The sequence below is a fragment of the Nocardiopsis sp. M1B1 genome (genome assembly GCF_052466615.1).
Genome location: NZ_CP196194.1, coordinates 6,662,842 through 6,681,664 on the forward strand (window position 1 = coordinate 6,662,842; position 18,823 = coordinate 6,681,664).

18 protein-coding genes, 1 pseudogene and 2 CRISPR repeat arrays (1 of these 21 cut by a window edge) are annotated in these 18,823 nt (G+C 71.8%); of the genes and pseudogenes, 8 read left to right on the forward strand and 11 right to left on the reverse strand.

Annotated elements, in window-relative coordinates; genetic code table 11:
• Positions 1–146 precede the first annotated feature (146 nt).
• The 4 genes from ACSTA4_RS28865 (at position 147) to ACSTA4_RS28880 (ending at position 4,553) form a co-directional block, all read left to right on the forward strand.
• Positions 147–851, forward strand: a complete 705-nt coding sequence (locus ACSTA4_RS28865; protein WP_444961821.1) for a response regulator transcription factor — start codon at positions 147–149, stop codon at positions 849–851.
• Positions 835–3,072 carry an ATP-binding protein gene (locus ACSTA4_RS28870; RefSeq protein WP_444961822.1) on the forward strand — a complete coding sequence of 746 codons (2,238 nt, stop codon included), beginning with the start codon at positions 835–837 and terminating at the stop codon, positions 3,070–3,072. Before ACSTA4_RS28865 ends, ACSTA4_RS28870 begins: the two co-directional genes overlap by 17 nt.
• A 198-nt stretch (positions 3,073–3,270) precedes the next feature.
• Positions 3,271–3,945: a hypothetical protein gene (locus ACSTA4_RS28875; RefSeq protein ID WP_444961823.1), complete on the forward strand. Its 675-nt coding sequence runs from the start codon at positions 3,271–3,273 to the stop codon at positions 3,943–3,945.
• A complete protein-coding gene (locus ACSTA4_RS28880; RefSeq protein ID WP_444961824.1) occupies positions 3,942–4,553 on the forward strand; it encodes a hypothetical protein in 612 nt (203 codons plus the stop codon). Before ACSTA4_RS28875 ends, ACSTA4_RS28880 begins: the two co-directional genes overlap by 4 nt.
• Before the next feature lie 4 nt (positions 4,554–4,557).
• On the opposite strand, the gene ACSTA4_RS28885 is transcribed toward ACSTA4_RS28880, so the two are convergent.
• From ACSTA4_RS28885 to ACSTA4_RS28915, 7 genes and pseudogenes are all read right to left on the reverse strand, one after another.
• Complete coding sequence (locus tag ACSTA4_RS28885) at positions 4,558–5,388, reverse strand: ABC transporter permease (RefSeq protein WP_444961825.1); 831 nt, start codon at positions 5,386–5,388, stop codon at positions 4,558–4,560.
• A gap of 227 nt (positions 5,389–5,615) precedes the next feature.
• Positions 5,616–6,575, reverse strand: a pseudogene (locus ACSTA4_RS28890) (ATP-binding cassette domain-containing protein); the annotation flags it as partial.
• A gap of 146 nt (positions 6,576–6,721) precedes the next feature.
• The gene (locus ACSTA4_RS28895; protein ID WP_444961826.1) at positions 6,722–6,946 is read right to left on the reverse strand and encodes a BldC family transcriptional regulator; all 225 of its coding nucleotides are present in this window, start codon (positions 6,944–6,946) and stop codon (positions 6,722–6,724) included.
• 90 nt (positions 6,947–7,036) lie between these two features.
• Positions 7,037–7,333 carry a hypothetical protein gene (locus tag ACSTA4_RS28900; RefSeq protein WP_444961827.1) on the reverse strand — a complete coding sequence of 99 codons (297 nt, stop codon included), beginning with the start codon at positions 7,331–7,333 and terminating at the stop codon, positions 7,037–7,039.
• Positions 7,330–7,578: a hypothetical protein gene (locus tag ACSTA4_RS28905; protein WP_444961828.1), complete on the reverse strand. Its 249-nt coding sequence runs from the start codon at positions 7,576–7,578 to the stop codon at positions 7,330–7,332. The genes ACSTA4_RS28900 and ACSTA4_RS28905 overlap by 4 nt, the downstream gene beginning before the upstream one ends.
• A complete protein-coding gene (locus tag ACSTA4_RS28910; protein WP_444961829.1) occupies positions 7,578–7,757 on the reverse strand; it encodes a hypothetical protein in 180 nt (59 codons plus the stop codon). Before ACSTA4_RS28910 ends, ACSTA4_RS28905 begins: the two co-directional genes overlap by 1 nt.
• A complete protein-coding gene (locus tag ACSTA4_RS28915) occupies positions 7,754–8,230 on the reverse strand; it encodes a hypothetical protein (RefSeq protein ID WP_444961830.1) in 477 nt (158 codons plus the stop codon). The genes ACSTA4_RS28910 and ACSTA4_RS28915 overlap by 4 nt, the downstream gene beginning before the upstream one ends.
• Positions 8,231–8,412: 182 nt before the next feature.
• Between ACSTA4_RS28915 and ACSTA4_RS28920 the strand changes: the two genes are divergently transcribed.
• Complete coding sequence (locus ACSTA4_RS28920) at positions 8,413–9,249, forward strand: helix-turn-helix domain-containing protein (RefSeq protein WP_444961831.1); 837 nt, start codon at positions 8,413–8,415, stop codon at positions 9,247–9,249.
• 6 nt (positions 9,250–9,255) lie between these two features.
• Positions 9,256–9,447, forward strand: coding sequence for a DUF397 domain-containing protein (locus ACSTA4_RS28925; RefSeq protein ID WP_444961832.1), 192 nt, complete (start codon positions 9,256–9,258; stop codon positions 9,445–9,447).
• 71 nt (positions 9,448–9,518) lie between these two features.
• Positions 9,519–10,035: a CRISPR direct-repeat array (repeat unit 29 nt; unit sequence GGGACCATCCCCGCGTGCGCGGGGAGCAG).
• Positions 10,036–10,206: 171 nt separating this feature from the next.
• On the opposite strand, the gene ACSTA4_RS28930 is transcribed toward ACSTA4_RS28925, so the two are convergent.
• Together ACSTA4_RS28930 and ACSTA4_RS28935 are read right to left on the reverse strand one after the other, a co-directional pair.
• The gene (locus tag ACSTA4_RS28930; RefSeq protein WP_444961833.1) at positions 10,207–11,748 is read right to left on the reverse strand and encodes a hypothetical protein; all 1,542 of its coding nucleotides are present in this window, start codon (positions 11,746–11,748) and stop codon (positions 10,207–10,209) included.
• Between the two features lie 28 nt (positions 11,749–11,776).
• Positions 11,777–13,831 (reverse strand): hypothetical protein, encoded by a 2,055-nt coding sequence (locus ACSTA4_RS28935; RefSeq protein ID WP_444961834.1) that lies wholly within the window; start codon positions 13,829–13,831, stop codon positions 11,777–11,779.
• Positions 13,832–14,154: 323 nt separating this feature from the next.
• Between ACSTA4_RS28935 and ACSTA4_RS28940 the strand changes: the two genes are divergently transcribed.
• Both ACSTA4_RS28940 and ACSTA4_RS28945 read left to right on the forward strand, forming a co-directional pair.
• Entirely contained in the window at positions 14,155–15,921 is a 1,767-nt protein-coding gene (locus tag ACSTA4_RS28940) for an ABC transporter ATP-binding protein (RefSeq protein WP_444961835.1), read from the forward strand.
• A 167-nt stretch (positions 15,922–16,088) separates the two neighbouring features.
• On the forward strand, positions 16,089–17,816 hold the full coding sequence (locus ACSTA4_RS28945; RefSeq protein WP_444964302.1) for an ABC transporter ATP-binding protein: 1,728 nt from the start codon (positions 16,089–16,091) through the stop codon (positions 17,814–17,816).
• Between the two features lie 63 nt (positions 17,817–17,879).
• On the opposite strand, the gene ACSTA4_RS28950 is transcribed toward ACSTA4_RS28945, so the two are convergent.
• On the reverse strand, positions 17,880–18,278 hold the full coding sequence (locus ACSTA4_RS28950; protein WP_444961836.1) for a PIN domain-containing protein: 399 nt from the start codon (positions 18,276–18,278) through the stop codon (positions 17,880–17,882).
• Positions 18,275–18,550, reverse strand: coding sequence for a CopG family transcriptional regulator (locus ACSTA4_RS28955; RefSeq protein ID WP_444961837.1), 276 nt, complete (start codon positions 18,548–18,550; stop codon positions 18,275–18,277). Before ACSTA4_RS28955 ends, ACSTA4_RS28950 begins: the two co-directional genes overlap by 4 nt.
• Positions 18,551–18,812: 262 nt before the next feature.
• Positions 18,813–18,823: direct repeats of the CRISPR family, unit length 29 nt; it runs 320 nt beyond the window's last position.

The following is an 18,823-nucleotide window of genomic DNA, read 5'->3' on the forward strand; positions in this document are numbered from 1 at the left end:
AATGTGAAGAACCCGTGTGCCCGTCGTGTGGGACCTGTGTGATGACCTGCGGGGGCTCCACCGGCCCGCTCCGGCGCCCTCGCGCGCACGCGTACGATCGAGCCGCACCGAGGCCCGACCGGGCCGGAAGCCGATCGGAGGTCACCGTGTGCGCGCATGTGCTGGTCGCCGAGGACGACGTCAACCAGGCCGACCTGATCCGGCGCTACCTGGAGCACGAGGGGCACTTCGTCCGCGTCGTGCACGACGGGCGCGCGGCGGTCGCGGCGCACCACCGGGACCGCCCCGACCTGGTCGTCCTCGACGTGATGATGCCGGTCATGAGCGGACTCGACGCGTGCCGGGCCCTGCGGGCGGAGTCCGACGTGGCGGTGCTGATGCTCACCGCCCGCTCCACCGAGGAGGACCTGCTCACCGGGCTCGACCTGGGCGCGGACGACTACGTCACCAAGCCCTACAGCCCGCGCGAGCTGATGGCGCGGGTGCGCACGCTGCTGCGCCGCTCGCGCAGGGACCCCGCCGACGCGGACCGGGTGCTGCACGCGGGCCCGGTCTCGGTGGACCCGTCGCGCCACGCGGTGCGGGTGGACGGAACTCCGATCACGTGCACGCCCGCCGAGTTCCAGCTGCTCGCCGCGCTCGCCGCCCAGCCGGGCCGGGTCCTGACGCGCGCGCAGCTGCTGGAGCACATCCACGGCATGAGTCGGTTCATCACCGAGCGCACCATCGACGTGCACGTGAAGAACCTGCGCCGGAAGTTGGAGCCGGACCCGCGCAGACCGGTGCGGCTGGTCACCGTGTACGGCGTCGGCTACAAGCTCGTCGGGAAGACCGATGACCGGTCGGCGTAGGGGCGCGCTGCGGCACAGCCTGCTGGCGCGCCTGCTGGCGAGTTCGGTGCTGGTGGCGGTCTGCTCGATCTTCGCGACGGCGTGGCTGGCGGTGCAGAGGACGTCGGAGTCGCTCACCGTGCAGCAGGGGGAGACCCTGGCCGTGGACACCCGCATCCACGACGCGCTCGTCGCCTACGCCGCCGCCCACCCAGGGTGGGACGGCGTGGGCGAGACGGTGGAACGCCTGTCCGAGGACACGGGGCGGCGGATCGTCCTGACCACCGAGAACCGCGGGCTGATCGCGGACTCGGCCGAGGAGGTCCGGCCGCTTCCGCCGCGGACGACCTCGGTGGTCGATCCGCTGGCGGTGGACGTCACCCTCGCCTCCGACGTCGCCGGGCGCATCGACCCCCGCGCGGTGGGGCCGTTCGCGCTGTCGGAGGTGGAGCGGCTCCATCTGGCCGAGAGGGCGGAGCACACCGCCTCCTGCCTGCGCGACCTGTACGGGATGGCGGTGGAGGTGGAGGCCGGGCCCAGCGGACGCCCCGCCGTCACCGTGGCCCAGGCGGACCGGTACGCGTGGCTGGACTGCGGGCTGGAGGCGCTGGAGGAGCCGTCCGACGGTGAGCGGGAGGCGCTGGAGGAGCTGAACGGTCTGGTCAGGACCTGCCTGGGTGTGGAGGATCCCGAGGAGGCCGAGGCGGAGTACCGGATGGACGGGGCCCTCGGGGTCCCCGTGGCGTTCTCCGTCGGCTCGGCGGCGGTCCCCGGGGGCTCCGCGGCCGATCCCACGACCTTCGCGACGGACCCCGGCGGCTCCGCGACGGACTCCGGGGGCTTCGCGGACGAGGCCCGCGCCCCGCGTGAGCCCTCGGTGCCCGAGGAGGACACGGACGATCCCGGAGAGGTGCCGGACGATCCCGGCGGCGGCGCGGTCCCCGTGCCCGGGGAACCGTCCGAGGCGGAGCGGGACCCGGCCGTGGGCTCGGTCCCGCCTCCCGTGCGGGACGAACCGGCGCCGTCGCAGGAGCCGTCGCCGCCTCTGGTGCCCCAGGAGGTCCCGACCCCGGGGGCGGTTCCCGAGGAGATGGGCGGTTGGGGGTCCGGGGCGCCCCAGCCGCCGCGCTTCGACGCCCGCACCTCCGCGTGCCTGGACTCCGCCCGGCGCGAGCAGTTGGACCCCTACGTGGCCCCGGCGGCGCTGCTGTTCACCGACGACCCCGAGGCGGAGTCGTCGGGCGTCGTGCCGCTGACCGGCGAGGGCCTGGTTCGGGTCTTCGGCGTGGTGCTGCTGGTACTGGTGTTGACGGTGGTGGTGAGCGTGGCGGTGTCCACGCGGCTCGTCCGCCCGGTGCGCGCGCTGACCGACGCGGTGCGGCGGATGCGCGAGGGGCGGGGGGACTCGCGGGTGGAGGTGCGCGACTCCGGCGAGCTCGGCCAGCTGGCGGACGCGTTCAACGAGATGGCCGAGCACCTGGAGCGGTTGGAGAAGCAGCGCCGGGCGATGGTCAGCGACGTCTCGCACGAACTGCGGACGCCGCTGAGCAATCTGCGCGGCTGGTTGGAGGCGGCCCAGGACGGGGTCGCCGACCTGGACCGGGAGCGGATGGGGATGCTGGTCGGCGAGACGCTGCTGCTCCAGGACATCGTCGACGACCTCCAGGACCTGGCGCTGGCGGACGCGGGCAAACTGCGGCTGTCCCCGGAGCCGGTGGACGCCGGGGCGCTCGTGGAGCAGGTGGTGGACAGCCAGCGGCTGAGGGCCGCCGGGGCCGGGCTGCGGCTGGTGGCGGAGGCCGGGAACGAAGCCAGAGACGAGGCCGGGGGCGTGGTGGTGGTCGCCGACCGGACCCGGCTCGTGCAGGTGGTCGGGAACCTGCTGGGGAACGCGCTGCGGCACACCCCGGCGCCCGGAACGGTGACCGTGCGGGCGCGCCGCTCGGGCGGGGAGGCGGTCGTCGAGGTGGCCGACACCGGTGTGGGCATCCCGGCGGAGGACCTGCCGCACGTGTTCGACCGGTTCTGGCGGGCGGACAAGTCGCGCAACCGGCGCACCGGCGGGAGCGGGCTGGGGCTGGCCATCGTGCGCAACCTGGTGGAGCTGCACGGCGGGTCGGTGGCGGTGGAGAGCGTCGTCGGTGAGGGAACCACGTTCACGGTGCGGCTGCCGCTGGAGGGACCGCGAGGGGTGGAGGAACCGGAGTGGCCGGAGGGGTCGGAGTGGCTGTCGGAGGACTGAGGGGGTCGTGCCGCTGGTCGCCGGGGCCGGAAGGCGGAGCCCAGCGCGGCAGCCGGTGACGGTGGACCGTACATGGAAACGCGTGCGCGGCCGGAGACGGTCACGCCGCGCCCGGTATGCCCTGTCTCGTCTAGGATTCAGGCAGGCGCGGCACCGGCCCGACCGCGTTTCCCCCTGCCCCGGGCCCGCGGAGGATGCGTGCACCAGCCCCCGAACGTCCGTGTCCCGAACGTCGGTGAGGGCTACGCCCGGTCGTACGGCCGCTGGGTGACGGCCTTGGCGGTTTTCTTCGGCGTGTTCTTGGGGTCCCAGGCCCTCAACGGCGGAGCGATGATGCTCTTCGACGTCTCGGAGGACGTCTCCGGAGTGTTCCGGGGGTGGGGGGAGTTCGCGGCGGTCCTGTCGCCCGCGGCCGCGACCGTGGGCCTGGCCGTCCTCCCCCTCTCTCTGTTGCTCCCCCTCCTGTCCGTCCGAGGGCCGGTACGGCCGGGACGGCTTCCTCCGTGGACCACGCCAGCACAGGCACGGACCGCGAGGGCACTGGTGAACGAAGGTGTGCTCAGCAACGATGCCTGGACCGACCAGGTGGCCCGGGCATGGGCGGACACCATCCTCTGGAACGCGGGGCACCTGTCCTCCCCGGCCTTGCGGCTGATCCCCGTCGCCTCCTGCGTCCTGATGCTCGCGATGGGTGCCGCCGCCTTCGCGTCGGGCGCCCGAGCGGGCGACCTGAACCAGATGGCGCTCCAGGCCAACTGCCTCGCCTTCTTCGGAGCGGCCCTGCTCCTGGTCCCGTTCCAGACCCGGCTGGTGGGAAGAGCACGTAGGTTCCGCGCACTCCACGAAACCGCGTACGGAAAGGCGAGCCGATGAACGAGCAGCGCCCTCCCCTGTTCGTCCGTATCCGTGCCTACGCCCGACGCAACCCGGTCGGCTACGGGGTCGTCAACGGAATCCTCGCCGGAATCCCCTTCGGCACCATCATGGCGGTGACTCTGGGGTCCACCACCCAGATCTCCGACCCACTCCGGCTCGTGGGGGCCGGGGTAGCCCTCGGTGTGTTCTTCGGCGCGGGCATGGGCGTGTTCGCCGTGCTCATGGTGCGGGTGATGCCCAAAGAGCCCCTTCCGCCGGAAACTGACCGGGCCAGGCTGCGTGAAGCCGGGCGGCTGGTCCGCCGGGGAACCCCCGGAGCTGACCCCGTGGTCAACCAGATCGCCCGTCATCAGGCCGAGACCGTGCTGAGGCAGCCCTACTGGCCCAAGACCATGGCCACCATCTTCGGTCTGGGCCTCGCGCTGAACCTGTGGTCGGTAACGATGAGCACCACCGGGCCCGGGTTCTGGGGCAGCGTCGTGGGCCTTGTGGTGTTCCCCCTCATGCTGTTCGTGGCGATGCCGCTCACCGCACGCCAACGCAGGCGGGCCCGGGCCTTCCTCACCGCGTTGGAGGAAGTCCCGGGCCCGGGCCCCGACGCCTGAGCCCTCAGCGGCCGAGTGCCCGGAACCGCCGCACGCACAGCGGGAAGAAGACCGCCGTGAGCACCAGCGGCCAGACCACCGCCATGAGCACCGCGTTCTGCGCGATCCAGCTCTCCCCGCCCCACCCCGGGTTGCCGAACAGCTCCCGGGTGGCGGCGACCGTGGACGACAGCGGGTTCCAGTCCGCGACCGCGCCCAGCCACACCGGCATGGACGCCGTCGCCACGAAGGCGTTGGACAGGAAACCCAGCGGGAACTCCAGCATGTGCACGGCCCCGAGTGCGCCCTCGCCCCGCACGGCCAGGCCCACGTAGACGCCCACCCACACCAGCGAGAAGCGCAGCAGCAGGAGCAGACCGATCCCGGCGGCGGCCTCACCGATGCCGCCGTTCCACTGCCACCCCACCAGCAGGCCGCACAGGACCAGCAGGAACAGGGTGATCGCCGACCGGAGCATGTCCGCCGCGCACCGGCCCACCACGACGGCCGAAGGCGCCATGGGCATGGAGCGGAACCGGTCGGTGACCCCGCGCGCGGCGTCCTGGGACACGGCGGTGACCGTCTCGCCCACCCCGAAGACCATCGCCATGGCGAACATGCCGGGCATCAGGAACTCCCGGTAGTCCCCGCCGCCGGGCACGGTCATCGCCCCGCCGAACAGGAACCCGAACATCAGCACCATGACCACGGGGAACAGCAGTCCCGCGACGAGCTGGCCGGGCTGGCGCAGCCAGTGGACGACGTCGCGCCGGGCGATGGTCCACCCGTCCGCCAGCGCCCAGCGCAGCCGGTCGGCGGGCGCGGATACTGCGCCCTGGATGACGGTGTCGTTCATCGGCTCTCCCCCACTCGGTCGTCGCGTTCTTCGTGCTCTCCGTGCTCGCCGTGGTCCCCGCTGTCACCGTGTTTCCCACGAACGTCGTGACCGTCACCGCCACCGGCGTCGCGGTCACCTCCGTCACTGACGTCACGGTCGACACCGGCGTCACTGACGCCACCGCCATTACCGACTTCACCGGCTTCACCGACGCCATCACGGCCACGGCGGTCCCCGTGGCCATCGCGGTCGCCGCGGTCCTCATGACCGCCGGTCAGGTGCAGGAAGACCTCGTCCAGGGTCGGTCGGCGCAGCGCGACGTCCTCCACCTCGATCCCCTCCTCCTCCAGCGCCCTCACCACCTCGGTGAGGGCCGCGACCCGGTTGCGAACACCGACGCCGATCCGACGCGCGTCGGCCTCGACCTCGGGCCGCTCTCCGGTCACCCGGCCGATGAGGGCGGCGGCCCGGTCCAGCGCGGCGGCCTCGTGGAGCACCACGTCGAGCCGGTCACCGCCCAGCCGGGACTTGAGTTCCTCCGGTGTGCCCTCGGCGACGACGCGGCCGGAGTCGACCACCGAGATCCGGTCGGCGAGCTGGTCGGCCTCCTCCAGGTACTGGGTGGTGAGCAGCACCGTGGTGTCGCCCGCCACGAGGGCGCGGACGGCGTTCCACACCTCGTTGCGGCCCCGGGGGTCGAGTCCGACGGTGGGCTCGTCCAGGAACAGCACGGGCGGGGACAGGATCATGCTCGCGGCCAGGTCCAGTCGGCGGCGCATGCCGCCTGAGTAGGCGCTGACCGGCTTGCGTCCGGTGTCGGCCAGGCGGAAACGTTCCAGCAGCTCGTCGGCCCGCGCGGCGGCGCGGCGGGCACCCAGGTGGTACAGGCGGCCGAACATCTCCAGGTTCTGCCGTCCGCTGAGCACCTCGTCCACGGCGGCGTTCTGGCCCACCAGCCCGATGCTCCGGCGGACCGCGTCCCCCTGGGAGGCCACGTCGTACCCGGCGACGCGTGCGGTGCCCTCGTCCGCGCGCAGCAGCGTGGCCAGGACGCGTACGGCGGTGGTCTTGCCAGCGCCGTTGGGCCCGAGCAGCCCGCACACGCTGCCCGCGGGCACGTCCAGGTCGAACCCGCGCAGTGCCCAGCTCTTCCCGTAGCGCTTGCCCAGACCGCGCGCGGTGATCGCGCCTCCGGTCGTGTTCACAGCGTTCCCCTCTCCACGCTTGTCGTACGCCGTACAGTACGGCCTACGATCTAGGGAACACAAGGGGATCGGAGATAATTCCGTACGGCGTACAGAATCTTTTTTTCGCTCTGGGACAGGGGGCTGCCTCCGCTCCGCGCCGGGGTTCAGGCGGTGGGCCACTGGTCGACCCGGAGCAGTCGGCGGACCTCGGCCGGGACGAAGCGCAGGTGGCCGCCGGGGGTGCGGACCACGGGGATGCGCCCCTGTGCGACCCACCGGTTCACGGTCCTGGGATTGACCCTGAACAGGTCGCCCACCTCGGCCACGGTGAGCAGGGAAACGGGCAGGTCGGCATGGGATGCGTGGGGCTTGCGGGGTGTGTGGGTCACGGGAGTCCTTCGTCGGGGGTGGGGCGGGGGCGGAAGACAGAGGGTGGGGCCGCGCGCCGGGGGCTCGGAGCCACCCGGCGCGCGGCCGGTTCAGGGAGCGGGCGTGCGCTGCCGGGGGATGGACGGCGGCTTCTCCGGTGGCAGTCCCTCCAGGGGCGACCTCCACACGACCGGGTGGAGGCGGTGGTGCTCCCACGGGGTGCGGCAGACGCGGACCTGCGTGCCCTTCTGAGCGCCGTAGACCTCCTCGTGCTGCCAGGTCGAGCCCAGGTAGTGGACCCTCACACGGTGGGCACGGGCCCAGGCGCGCAGGTCCTCCCTGCTCTCCACTTCGTGCACCTCGAACACGGTCCTCGGTTCGCGGCGCGGCTCGGGCACGGCGGTCATGGCTCACGTCCCGGCCGTTGACCGGACTCGCGCAACTCGCGGGCGGCCTGCTGAGCCAGGCGGGCGAGCTTCTCCAGGGCGGCGACGCGCGCGGCGCGGCCGTGCGCGCTCCATCCCGGGGAGAGGTCGACGTGGCAGGCGGCCACGGCCAGGGAGGCGAGTGCGCCGGAACCGCTGGCTTCGCGGCACAGACGGACGTCGTCGCACGTCAGGTCCGTGATGGTGACGGCGGTGGTCGCTGACATCATCGCTTCGCCTCCCGGAGTACCTGGTGTGCGGCGGTGAGCACGATCGGAAGGGCGCCCGTGGCGACGCTGACCCATGCCGTGGGGAGCACGGTCAGGAAGGGACGGGTGCGGCGGCTGCGGTGACGGTGGTCGTGGCGGTGGTAGCGGCGAAGCGGTTGGAAGACGAGGGAGTTCACGCGCGCACCCCCTCGACGGTTCGGGCGGCCTGGATGGGCTGGGCGGTCTGGGCGGTCTGGGCGGTCTGGGCGGCCTGGACAGTCTGGGCGGCCTGGACAGTCTGGGCGGTGTGCCACTGACGGACCACGGCGGCGAGGTCGGTGAGGTCGCCCGGTGTGCGCGGTGGCGGCGCGGCCGGGGCGATGACGTGCAGGATGTCGCCCGCGAGGTGGTCAGGAGCGGGTCGCTTTTCTGCTCGCGTCTGCTCCCATGCCCGGTAGTAGGGCGGGATGAGCTCGCGCTCCACCGGGGGTTCGACGGGCTCCGGAGGAGGGGGCGGCGGGTCCTGCCACTCCCAGCGGCGGCGCACGGGTGGGCGGCGGCGCGGGGCTTGGATTCGAGCGGGAGGCGGCGCGGACCGCGTGTGACGGCCCTGGGCGGGCGGGGCTATCGCCCGCCACAGCATGACGAAGAACTGGATCAGGTATCGCACGAGGCGACTCCTCTCGGCTGCCGGGTGGGAAGCCCGGCAAGGACTGAGTAACCTCATGATGCAACTAGGATTCCAACTTTTCAAGGTTAGGATTCCTAGTTGTGCGCTTACGTCCGATATCCAGTTACAGGATTCCTAAAATGTCCCTCTCTGACCGACGACGATCTACGATCAGGGGCATCATGGCCACCAGGTACTCGCCAACCATCCGACGACGTCGCCTGTCCGCTGAGCTGCGACGCATCCGCCAAGCCGCGCGCATGACCAGTGAGGAAGTCGCGAAGGCCGCCGAGCTGTCCAAGTCGACGTACTCCAACATCGAATCCGGCCTCAAGCAGCGCCCGAAGCTCCCGGAAATCCGCGCCATCCTCAACGCCTGCGGGCTGTCACCAGGCCGCGAGTACGAGGAGATCCTCGACCTGTGCCGCCAGTCCCTCGAACGCGGTTGGTGGAACCGGTACCGAGACGTCCTGGCCGCGAGATACGTGGGATTCGAGACCGAGGCCAACGCGATCTCCACGTGGGAGCCTGTGGTCCTGCCCGGTCTGCTCCAGGTGCCGGGGTACATGGAAGTCATCGCCCAGGCAGCGCTGTTGCGGCCGGAGGACATCCGCCGCATCGTCGACGCGCGGATGACCCGACAGCGCATCCTGGACGACGAGGACGCACCGGAGCTGTGGGCCATCTTTGACGAGACCGCGCTTCTGAGGCTGGAGCAGCACCCGATGGTGCGTCAGGAGCAGATTCGGCATCTGCTGGACATGGCCGAGCGCCCGAATCTGACCCTCCAGATGACACGCGCGACCCAGCTCAACGCGGGGAGTGGAGGCCCCTTCGTCATCCTGGAGTTCCCCGAATCGGTCGATCCCACGGTGGTCTATTTGGAAACGGACACCGATGGAATCTACTTGGAGGAGCCCGACGAGGTCGCCCGATACAGAACCCTGATGAACCATCTGCGCCTGGCCGCCCTCCGTCCCGGCGAGACGATCGACCACCTTCGACACATGATCGAGTAGAAAACCATGACCTCAGTTCCCACCCCGCTCAACTTCCGCAAGTCGAGCTACAGCCAGCCCAGCGGCGGCAACTGCGTCGAGGTCGCGGACACCGGCACCGGTGCCGCCGTCCGTGACACGCAGAACCGTCATCTCGGTCACCTGGAGGCGCCCTCAGCCGAATGGGCTGCGTTCCTCACCAGCGTCCGCTCCCGGTAACACGCATAAAAGGGGCCGCCAGCGATCTCCGCTGGCGGCCCCTTCTCAGTTCCCACGGGAAGTCTACTGACCAGACCATCCCCGCGTGCGCGGGGAGCACCATGAGGCCTCCTATATGAGTCGCGATGGTGTGGGACCATCCCCGCGTGCGCGGGGAGCACATCAGGCAGGCGTGCCGCCGGTTCGACGTGCAGGGACCATCCCCGCGTGCGCGGGGAGCACCCGGGCTAAACGAGCCCATGCCAGCGAGCGCGGGGACCATCCCCGCGTGCGCGGGGAGCAGCTGCGCCTGATCATCCACCGCCTCCACGACCAGGGACCATCCCCGCGTGCGCGGGGAGCAGTAGGAACGCAGCGCCAGCTGGTTGAACCGGTCGGGACCATCCCCGCGTGCGCGGGGAGCAGGTGGCGGCCCTGGAGGAGCGGATGAACCAGGGGGGACCATCCCCGCGTGCGCGGGGAGCAGACAGGAAGAGTCCGCAGGTGAGCGCGTCGGCGAGGACCATCCCCGCGTGCGCGGGGAGCAGAGCAGCGGGAGCACGATGAGCGCGATCAGCGTGGGACCATCCCCGCGTGCGCGGGGAGCAGACTCGCTGAACTGGGAACTTACCAGCGGCAAGCAGCCGAATTTCCAACTTCCCAAGAAACAGACATTCCACCCACAAAGCCGAGTCCGATCCAACCGATGATTCCACACAGGCCCACGCGTTCACCGTGCCGAACGGGCACACGATCAGCGAGCCGCCCAGAACCAGGAAGTCACACCCCTGCGACACCGCCGATGACGTGCGGGTGGGCCCTGGGCTCCTCCCCCTCCATCGGCAACTCCACCACGGGCACGTACCGGCCGACCGCCTCCCCGCCGTACTCGTCGCTGTAACCGAGGGTCCCGCCGCCCGCCCGTACCTCGTGGGCGCTGTTGAGCAGCATCAGTTGGGAGGCCACCTCCTCCGCGGTGGGCGGGCCGCCGTTCAGGTCCATCCCGTTGGTCATCCTCACGGCACTGGCCGCCACGGCGAACGCGTCGTGGTTGACCAGGGCGTATCCGTTGTTGAGGGCGTCGGGACCCTCGCCCCCCACGTACTCGTGGAAGGCGTTCACGAAGGACCCGTAGTGCGGCGGCGCGTTCTCTGGAGCCCGTCCCGTGCTCCAGCGCGGGTCGATGGCCGAGGCGTAGACCAGGGTGATGTCCCCGTCGCGCAGGTAACCCATCACCTCCTCGTCGTCCATGGCGGTCAGCCCGATCACCGAGAACAGCACCCGGAAGGGCTGGTCGGAGCAGGCCCGGCTGGCCAGGGAGGCGAGGAACTCCTTGAGGTCCGGCGCACGACCCGCGAAGAGCACCGTGTCCGTGCCCGAGGCGCACACGTTGAGGGTCACCGTGTGGAACAGGCCCGCACGGGGCGGGTCCCCGACGGTCGTACCGGTGTACTCCTGGGGGTGCCCGGTGATGTACACGCCGAGCTGGTTCTCGTAGGCCTCGCGCAGGGAGGAGACGAACAGGTCGGGTTCGTTGGCGTCGTAGACCAGGCTCGCCCTGGGCGCCTCCTCCAGGTCGTCGAGGTAGGCCCGCAGCGCCCGCACGTACTCGGTGTTGCTGGGCGCGGCGCGCATCAGGCCCGGCGTCTCGGGGTGGGCCAGGCCGTCGGCGGTGACCGCGGCCGAGACCATGGGAATGCCGTGCACGTCCAGGCGGGCGGCCACGTCCCGGGTGGAGTTGACGCTCACCCCCATGCCGACGACCGCGACGAGGGGGTTCTCCTCGTCTCCGGCCATGGCGACGAGTTCGTCCACCACCGGCTCCCAGCTCTCCTGCTGCCCGCCCATGTTCGCCAGGTAAAGCTGTATCGCCGGACTCTGGTCACCGAAGTGGGGCGTGTGGTTGGCCCGCATCTGCGCGGTGTGGGCCCCCTCCAGTGACCTGACCATACGGACGGGGTCCATGGGGCTGACGTCGCCGAAGGTGAGCGTGCCCAGGAGGGCGATCCGGACGACGTGTCCGTCGGCCTCCTCCCCCACCCGGGTGTTCTCGCGGGCGATGGCCGCCTGCACCTCGGCGTACTCCTCGTGGTAGACGTACGACCCGTCGGTGACGCCCACGCACTGCCCCTCCGAGAGGCGCACGCCGCTTCCGGGCCCGCCGCAGGTGAACACGTCCCAGTAGAGGGCGATCGGGACCAGCAGCAGGAGCGCCAGCACCGGGACGACCAGCTTCCACCAGCGCCGCAGCCATCTGCGGACGAGGGAGCCCGGACCGCCGGGCACGTGCGGGGACAGGGGCGCGTCGTGGGGGCCGGTCATGGTCGTCCCTTCTGTGGTGGGCGGTCGCTCAGGCCTTGGCGCCGAACTTGGCGACCAGCCGCAGGTGCCACGCCGCCTCGTCGAAGATGTGCGCCGCTCCCTTCGGAGCCCGTCCGGCGAGGTCGTTCAGCGCCATGTGGCAGACCGAGTGGAGCGCCCCGGAGCGGAAGAGGTCGGGGTCGTTGAGGATCTGGCGGGCCGCGACGAGCTTGAGGACGGTCTCGGTCTCCTCGCTGCCCTCCGACCCCTCCGGGTCCGCGTGCCGCTGCCAGGTGTGCGTCCACGCGTCCAGGAGCGGGAACGACGGGCGGACCCGCAGGGGCGCCGCGGTGACGCCCCGCAGCAGGCGGACCCACTCCTCGCCGCCGATGTCGGGGGCCTTGAGCCAGCCCTGGAGGTGCCAGGCCACGCGGGCGAGCTGCCCCGCGCAGAGGCGGTGGTAGATCGCGCACTCGGCGGAGCGCCGGTTGTCGGACTCCCCGCTCTGGTAGTGGTCGGCGAGCCTGCGGTGGACGGCGTCCCAGTTCCCGGGGGCTCCGCTCGGGCGCCGGGCCAGGCTGCGGGACAGGAGGCGGCGCAGCACGGTGGTCGTCTCCGGGGCCGTGCGGTCCCACAGGGGGTGGTCGAGGAGGCGGTCCTCCTCCACGCGTTCGGTGAGCTCGCCCGACCGGTTCAGCCACAGCCCCGCGTCGGGGTCCCTGGCGGCGGAACAGGTGACCAGAGCCTCCCGCAGGCGCTGGTCGAGGCGGTCCGGATCGACGCCCAGGGCCGTGGTGAGCATGCCCTCCTCCACGGTCACGGCGGACTCCAGCCTGGTGACCGGGTCGACGGGGCGGTGGGCGAGCGCGGCGTGCAGGCTGGTGCCCCGGACCGCGACCCAGGCGTCGGCGAGCTGGGCGGTGGTTCCGGGGTGCCCGCCGGTGAAGTCCGCGAGGAGGTCGACGATCTCGTTCGAGACGTGACCGCTGCCCTTGGCACGGGAGCGGGCGCGCGAGAACAGTTCGCCGATGGCGCGCCGGTCGAGTGGTTCCAGGGCCGAGAAGCGCATGTGCTGCCGGGTGTCCTCGTAGAACCGTTGGAGGGGCACGCCGTCGACCGTCTCGGAGGTGGTGGCGACCACGGTGAGCGGTTCCGGGAAGCCGACGCCGCTGCGGAACCCGCTTCGGGCGAAGGGCGCCGGGGCCTCGGCCAGGGACCGCAGGAGCACGGGCCCCACGCCCCGGTCGGCGTTGTCCAGCATCAGGACCGGGGTGGGCTGGTAGCCCACGCGCCTGGCCGCGTGCTGGAGGTCGGTGAACAGGGCCTCGCTCAGGAAGCGGGCCACCTTCTCCCGGTTGGAGATGCGGGACACCGCGTCCACGGCGTCGGGCTCGCGGGCTTGGAGCCACAGGTGGTAGAGGGAGTCGGCCACCTGTTCCCGGGCCTGCCCGCCCTGGCCCTGCGCGCGCATCCACTCGAAGACGCGCTCCAGGACGCGGGCGCCCATGCCGGACACGGCGGCGGCCCACCGGGCGAGGTCAACGGGCAGCGGGTCGACGCCGACCAGTTCGGCGGGCGGGATGAGGTCGCCCGCCTCGCTCAGGAACCTGCTCAGCCGACCCATGCCGCTGGGCCACACCTGGTCCACCAGGGCGGTGATCTCGGCGTGCGCCCGGTCGTTGCGGCTCCTGATGCCGCCTTCGTCGCCCGGCGCCGCGTCGGCGTCGATCTCCAGGCGGACGGTGATCAGGCTGATCCAGAGCCGGGGGAACTGGAGGCGACCGTAGTAGCGCAGGGCGCGGGCCAGGCCCCTCTCCTGGTGGGAGGAGATCGCGGCGAAGGCGTCGGGGACGCTGGAGTGGTACCTGACGTCGGCGAGGTCGAGGTGGGCGTGGGGGACGCCGAGCCTCTCCAGTTCGCGGGCCTTGTGCAGGGCGAAGTGGGACTTGCCGTACCCCCGGGGGCCGTGGACGAGCAGGATGGGGCGCCTGCGGCCGGGCGGCCCCGACCAGCCGGGGTCCACGAGTTCCTTGTAGCAGACGGCCTGCGCCTCCTGCCCGACCGGCGTCTCATCACCGTCCGGCACCTGCGCGCCATTCGCCACGATCCGATGGCCTCCCTTTGCCCGCTCCCGTTCCGACCCGCCACCGACATATGATGCGCACCCTTCTGCGGTTTATGGCGTTATCGGGTTTTTGTGACGTACGCGTTATGAGAATCATCCAGTTATGGGTGCTGTGGCCTCTCATACGAATATTGATATTCATGTTCCTGGTGTTGCTGATGGGGCTTCTGAGGGCGCACGGAAAGGGCGCACTCCGAAGTTGTCCACAGAAGCAGGAGGCGCCTTCCGGCGCGGCGGCGGCCCTGTTTTCATAAAAGGGAAAGAGCGAGAACCGCTGATCCGACGACCCGAACGGAGGCCCCGTGACCGGTACCGAGGCGGCACCCGCCCCCCGCACGTCCGCCGCCGCCACCGGCCCGCGTCCGCGCGTGCCCGAACCCGGCACACCGGACGCCCGGGGCCCCTGGCACTACCTGTGGTGGCTCATCGCCTCCCAGCCCTGGCGGGTCCTGGCCGGAGCCTTCTGGGGAACCGTCTGGATGGTCGGCCTCATGCTGATGCCCTACCTCATCTCCCGCGCCGTCGACGACGGACTACGGGCCGGGGACCGAGGCGCGCTACTGCTGTGGGTGGGCGCCCTGGCGGGCACGGGGATTCTCAACGCGGCCGTGTCGATCATGCGCCACCGCACCATGACGCTCGTGCGGATGGACGCCTCGCTGCGGACCATGCGTGTGATGGCCAGACACGCGGCCCGGCTGGGCGCGGCGCTGCCCCGGCGGCTCTCCTCCGGGGAGCTGTCCGCCCTACAGGTGCTGGACGTGGGCCGGATCGCGCACACGCTCACCATGACCGGGCCGGGGGTCGGCTCGGTGATCGCCTACGCCTCGGTCGCCGTCCTGCTGCTGACCGTGTCACCCCTGCTGGCGGCGGTCGTGCTGGTCGGCGTACCGCTGCTCGCCCTGACCCTGGGACCGCTGCTGCGCAGCCTGCGCGGCGGACAGAGCGGCTACCGCGAGCAGGAAGGGCTCCTGACCACCCTGGCGGGCGACATCGTCACCGGACTGCGCGTGCTGTCCGGCATCGGCGGCCGGGAGCGGTTCGCCGCCCGCTACCGGGAGCGCTCGGCCTCACTGCTGCGCCAGGGGTACCGGCTCGGCGCGACCAACAGCTGGTTCGAGGCGGTCAGCTCCTGCCTGCCGGTGGTCTTCCTGGCGGTGGTCACCTGGATCGCCGCCCGGCTCGCGGTGGCCGGGGAGATCACCGTGGGCGAGGTGGTCGCCGTGTACGGCTACGTGGCCGTGCTCATCATGCCGGTGTTCTTCCTGATTGAGGCGGCCAGCGCCCTCACCCACGGCCACGTGTCGCTGGAGCGCGTGGTGAAGCTGCTGCGGTCCGGGCACGATCTGCCGGAGGGCGGCGGCGCGGCGCCCCCGGAGGGCCCCGCCGAGCTGGTGGACCCCGAGAGCGGAACGCGGGTGCCGCCGGGGTCGATGACCGCCCTGGTGTCGCTCCGGCCCGGGGACGCGGCGCTGGTCGTGGACCGGCTGGGCCGCTACACCGACTCCGACGCCCGCTGGGGCGGGGTGCCGCTGCGCGACATGGACGTGGAGCGGGTGCGCGACCGCGTCCTGGTCGGCGACAACGAGTCGTACCTGTTCGCGGGTTCGCTGCGCGAGGTGATCGCGGTGCACGGCGGCCGCACCGACGCGGAGGTCATGGAGGCGCTGCGGACGGCCGGGGCTCTGGACGTGGTCTCGTCCCTGCCCGACGGGCTGGACTCGGAGATGGAGGAGCAGGGCCGCAACCTGTCCGGCGGGCAGCGCCAGCGGGTGCGGCTGGCCCGCGCGGTCCTGGCCGCGCCGGAGGCGCTGATGTTGGTCGAGCCCACCTCTGCGGTGGACGCGCACACCGAGGCGCTGGTCGCGGCCCGGCTGCACGAGGCACGGAAAGGACTCACCACCGTGGTCGCGGGCACCTCGCCGCTGCTGCTGGCGCGGGCGGACCGGGTGGTGCTGCTCGACGAGGGGCGGGCGGTGGCGGTGGGCACGCACGGGGAACTGGTGGCCACGCGGCCGGACTACCGGGAGCTGGTCCTGCGCGGCGCGGACGAGGGGAACCAGTCGTGAGCACGGAGACGGGGAAGGACGCGAAGACCGGCGGGAGCACGGGCGCCGGGGAGGAAAGGGAGGCCGGAGAAGGGGCGGGGGCCGTCGCAGGCGCGGGAGCCGAGGCGGAAACGGGAACCGGACGGGTCGGCAGCGGGCACGGGACGCGCGCCGGGGAGGAGGAACGGCTGCCGCTCGCGGAGCCCGCCGAGGCGCGCCGGGACGCCTGGCGGCTGGTGTCGGCCGACCGCGCGGGGCTGGCCGCGACGCTCGCGCTGACCTGCCTGGCCAGCGCGGCCGGGCTGGCCGGGCCCTACCTGCTGGGCCGGATCATCGACCTTCTGGAGGCCGGGCGGGCCACCGTCGCGGCGGTCGACGGGCTGGCCGCCGCCGTCCTGGCCTGTGCGCTGGCACAGCTGGTGCTGACCCGGTACGCGCGGCTGGGCGCGTTCCGCTTCGGGGAGCGGGCACTGGCACGGCTGCGCGAGGAGTTCGTGGACCGGGCCCTGGCCCTGCCCGCCCGTGTGGTGGAGCGGTCGGGCACCGGGGACCTCACCAATCGGGCGTCCGGCGACATGGGGGTGATCGCGACGACCCTGCGCGGAGCCGTCCCGGACGTGTTCCCCGCCCTGGTGCAGATCCTCTTCCTGCTGGCCGCGGTGTTCTGGCTGAGCCCGTCCATGGGCGTGCTGGTCCTGGTGGTCGTGCCCCCTCTCTGGTGGGCGTTGCGCTGGTACCTGCGCCGGTCGCGCGCCGCCTACCTGGCGGAGGGAGCGGCCGCCTCGACGGCGCTGGCGGGGGTGACCGCCACCGCCGAGGGCGGGCGCACCGTGGAGGCGCTGGGGCTGCGCCGGGGGAGGGTGGCCCGTACCGACCGCGACACCCTGGAGCTGTACGAGGCGCGGCGGCGTACCCTGCGCCTGAGATCGGTGCTGTTCCCCGTCGCCGACGTCGCGTTCTCCCTGCCCGCCGTGGTGGTGCTGCTCGGCGGCGGCCTGCTCCACCTGGAGAGCGGGGTGAGCCTGGGGGTGGTGGTGGCCTGCTGCCTCTACATGCGCCAGATGGAGGAGCCCGCCACCGGGATCATGTACTGGGTGGAGCAGTTGCAGCGCGGTGGGGCCTCGTTCGCGCGGGTGCGCGGCGTGGGCCGGGTGGCGGCTCCGGTGGGCGCGGCCCCGACACCCGCCGATGACCGGATCGAGGTCCGCGATGCCCGCTACGCCTACACGGCGGGCACGGACGTCCTGCGCGGGATCGACCTGACGGTGCGGCCCGGCGAGCGGCTGGCGGTCGTGGGCCCCTCGGGAGCGGGCAAGACCACGCTGGGGCGGCTGCTGGCCGGGGTGGACGCGCCGGACTCGGGGAGCGTGCTGGTGGGCGGGGTGCCCGTGGCCGACCTGGGCCCGGAGGAGCTGCGCCGCCGCATCGTCCTGGTCAACCAGGAGCACCACGTGTTCGCGGGAACGCTGCGCGAGAACCTGGCCCTGGCCTCGGAGGAGGCCGACGACGCCGACCTGCTGGCCGCGCTGGAGGCGGTGGACGCGGACTGGCCACGGGAGCTGCCGGAGGGACTGGACACCCGGCTGGGCGCGGGTGGCACGGCGCTGGACGCCGCGGCGGCACAGCAGTTGGCCCTGGCCCGGGTGGTGCTGGCCGACCCGCACACGGTGGTGCTCGACGAGGCCACCTCGCTGCTGGACCCCACCGCCGCCCGGGCGGCGGAGCGCTCCCTCGCGGCGGTGCTGGAGGGCAGGACGGTGATCGCGATCGCGCACCGGCTGCACACCGCGCACGACGCCGACCGGGTGGCGGTGGTGGAGGACGGCCGGATCACCGAACTGGGCGGACACGACGAACTGGTGGACGCGGGCGGCGCCTACGCGGCCCTGTGGAGATCCTGGCACGGCACCACCTGAGCCCTTGAACACGGAGGCCCGTGGAGACCACGATGGCGTGGTGCCGTGCGACTCACCAGAAGATCACAGTTCGAAGACCACCACGCGGTCACCGCATAGCTTGTCCATGTCGTCCTTGTCGGAGGTGAAGACGGTGACGGGCTCCTTCTGGCGCAGGGCGATCGCGGCGAGAACAGCGTCGATCGCGTATTTGTGCCCGTGAAGCCCTGCGGACCTCAACAACTGGATCGCGTCGTTGGCGATCTCCTCGGTCACCGGCTCGACGTGGATACGAGACAGAGTCCACTGCCAGGCCGCCTGACGAGCTCTCATGTCGTAAGCCTCGATGAGGGTCATGGCCGTGGTCATGACCCTGATGCCCATGCGATCGGCGTACTTGAGCTGTCCACCCACGACACGTTCTCCCGCAGCTGCGCGAGACAGGCCTTCGCTGTCGAGGAGGTAGATCTGTTGGACGTTCATCCAGCCTTCTGAAGAGGGTCGCGTTTACGGGCCAGTTCGGCATGTCGACGGTCGATCTCTCGCTGTCTTGCCTCGGCCTCGGCGAGTTCCTCATCGGTGATGGCCCCGTACTCGGACTCCCACCACTCGACGTACTCGTGGAGCCGGTCGCGCTCGTGCTGACGCTCGACGGCCTGAGTGACGTAGCGGCTGAACCCACCGGGACCCACCTCTGTGCGGATGGCCTCGGCCAGTTCCTCCGGAAGGGTCACCGTGTACTTCTTGGTTGCCATACCACTGACCATACCTCGCACTCCGGAAGTTGCCGGTTACTTTTTCGTGAGCCTAACGAGCGCGGGTTCCTCACCGTTGGGGTTTCCGAGAACTCCCGGACACGAAGGTCCTTCGCGGTCAGGCGGGTCGGCGCGCCGGTGTCGGCCAGCAGTCGGGACGCCTCGCCCGGTATCGGAACGTCCATGTCAGTCGAGGACGCTCCTTCCAGTCCCGCATGCGCGGGGAGCACCCGTATGACCCCGTGGGGGCGGTAGCTCAGTGGGGACCATCCC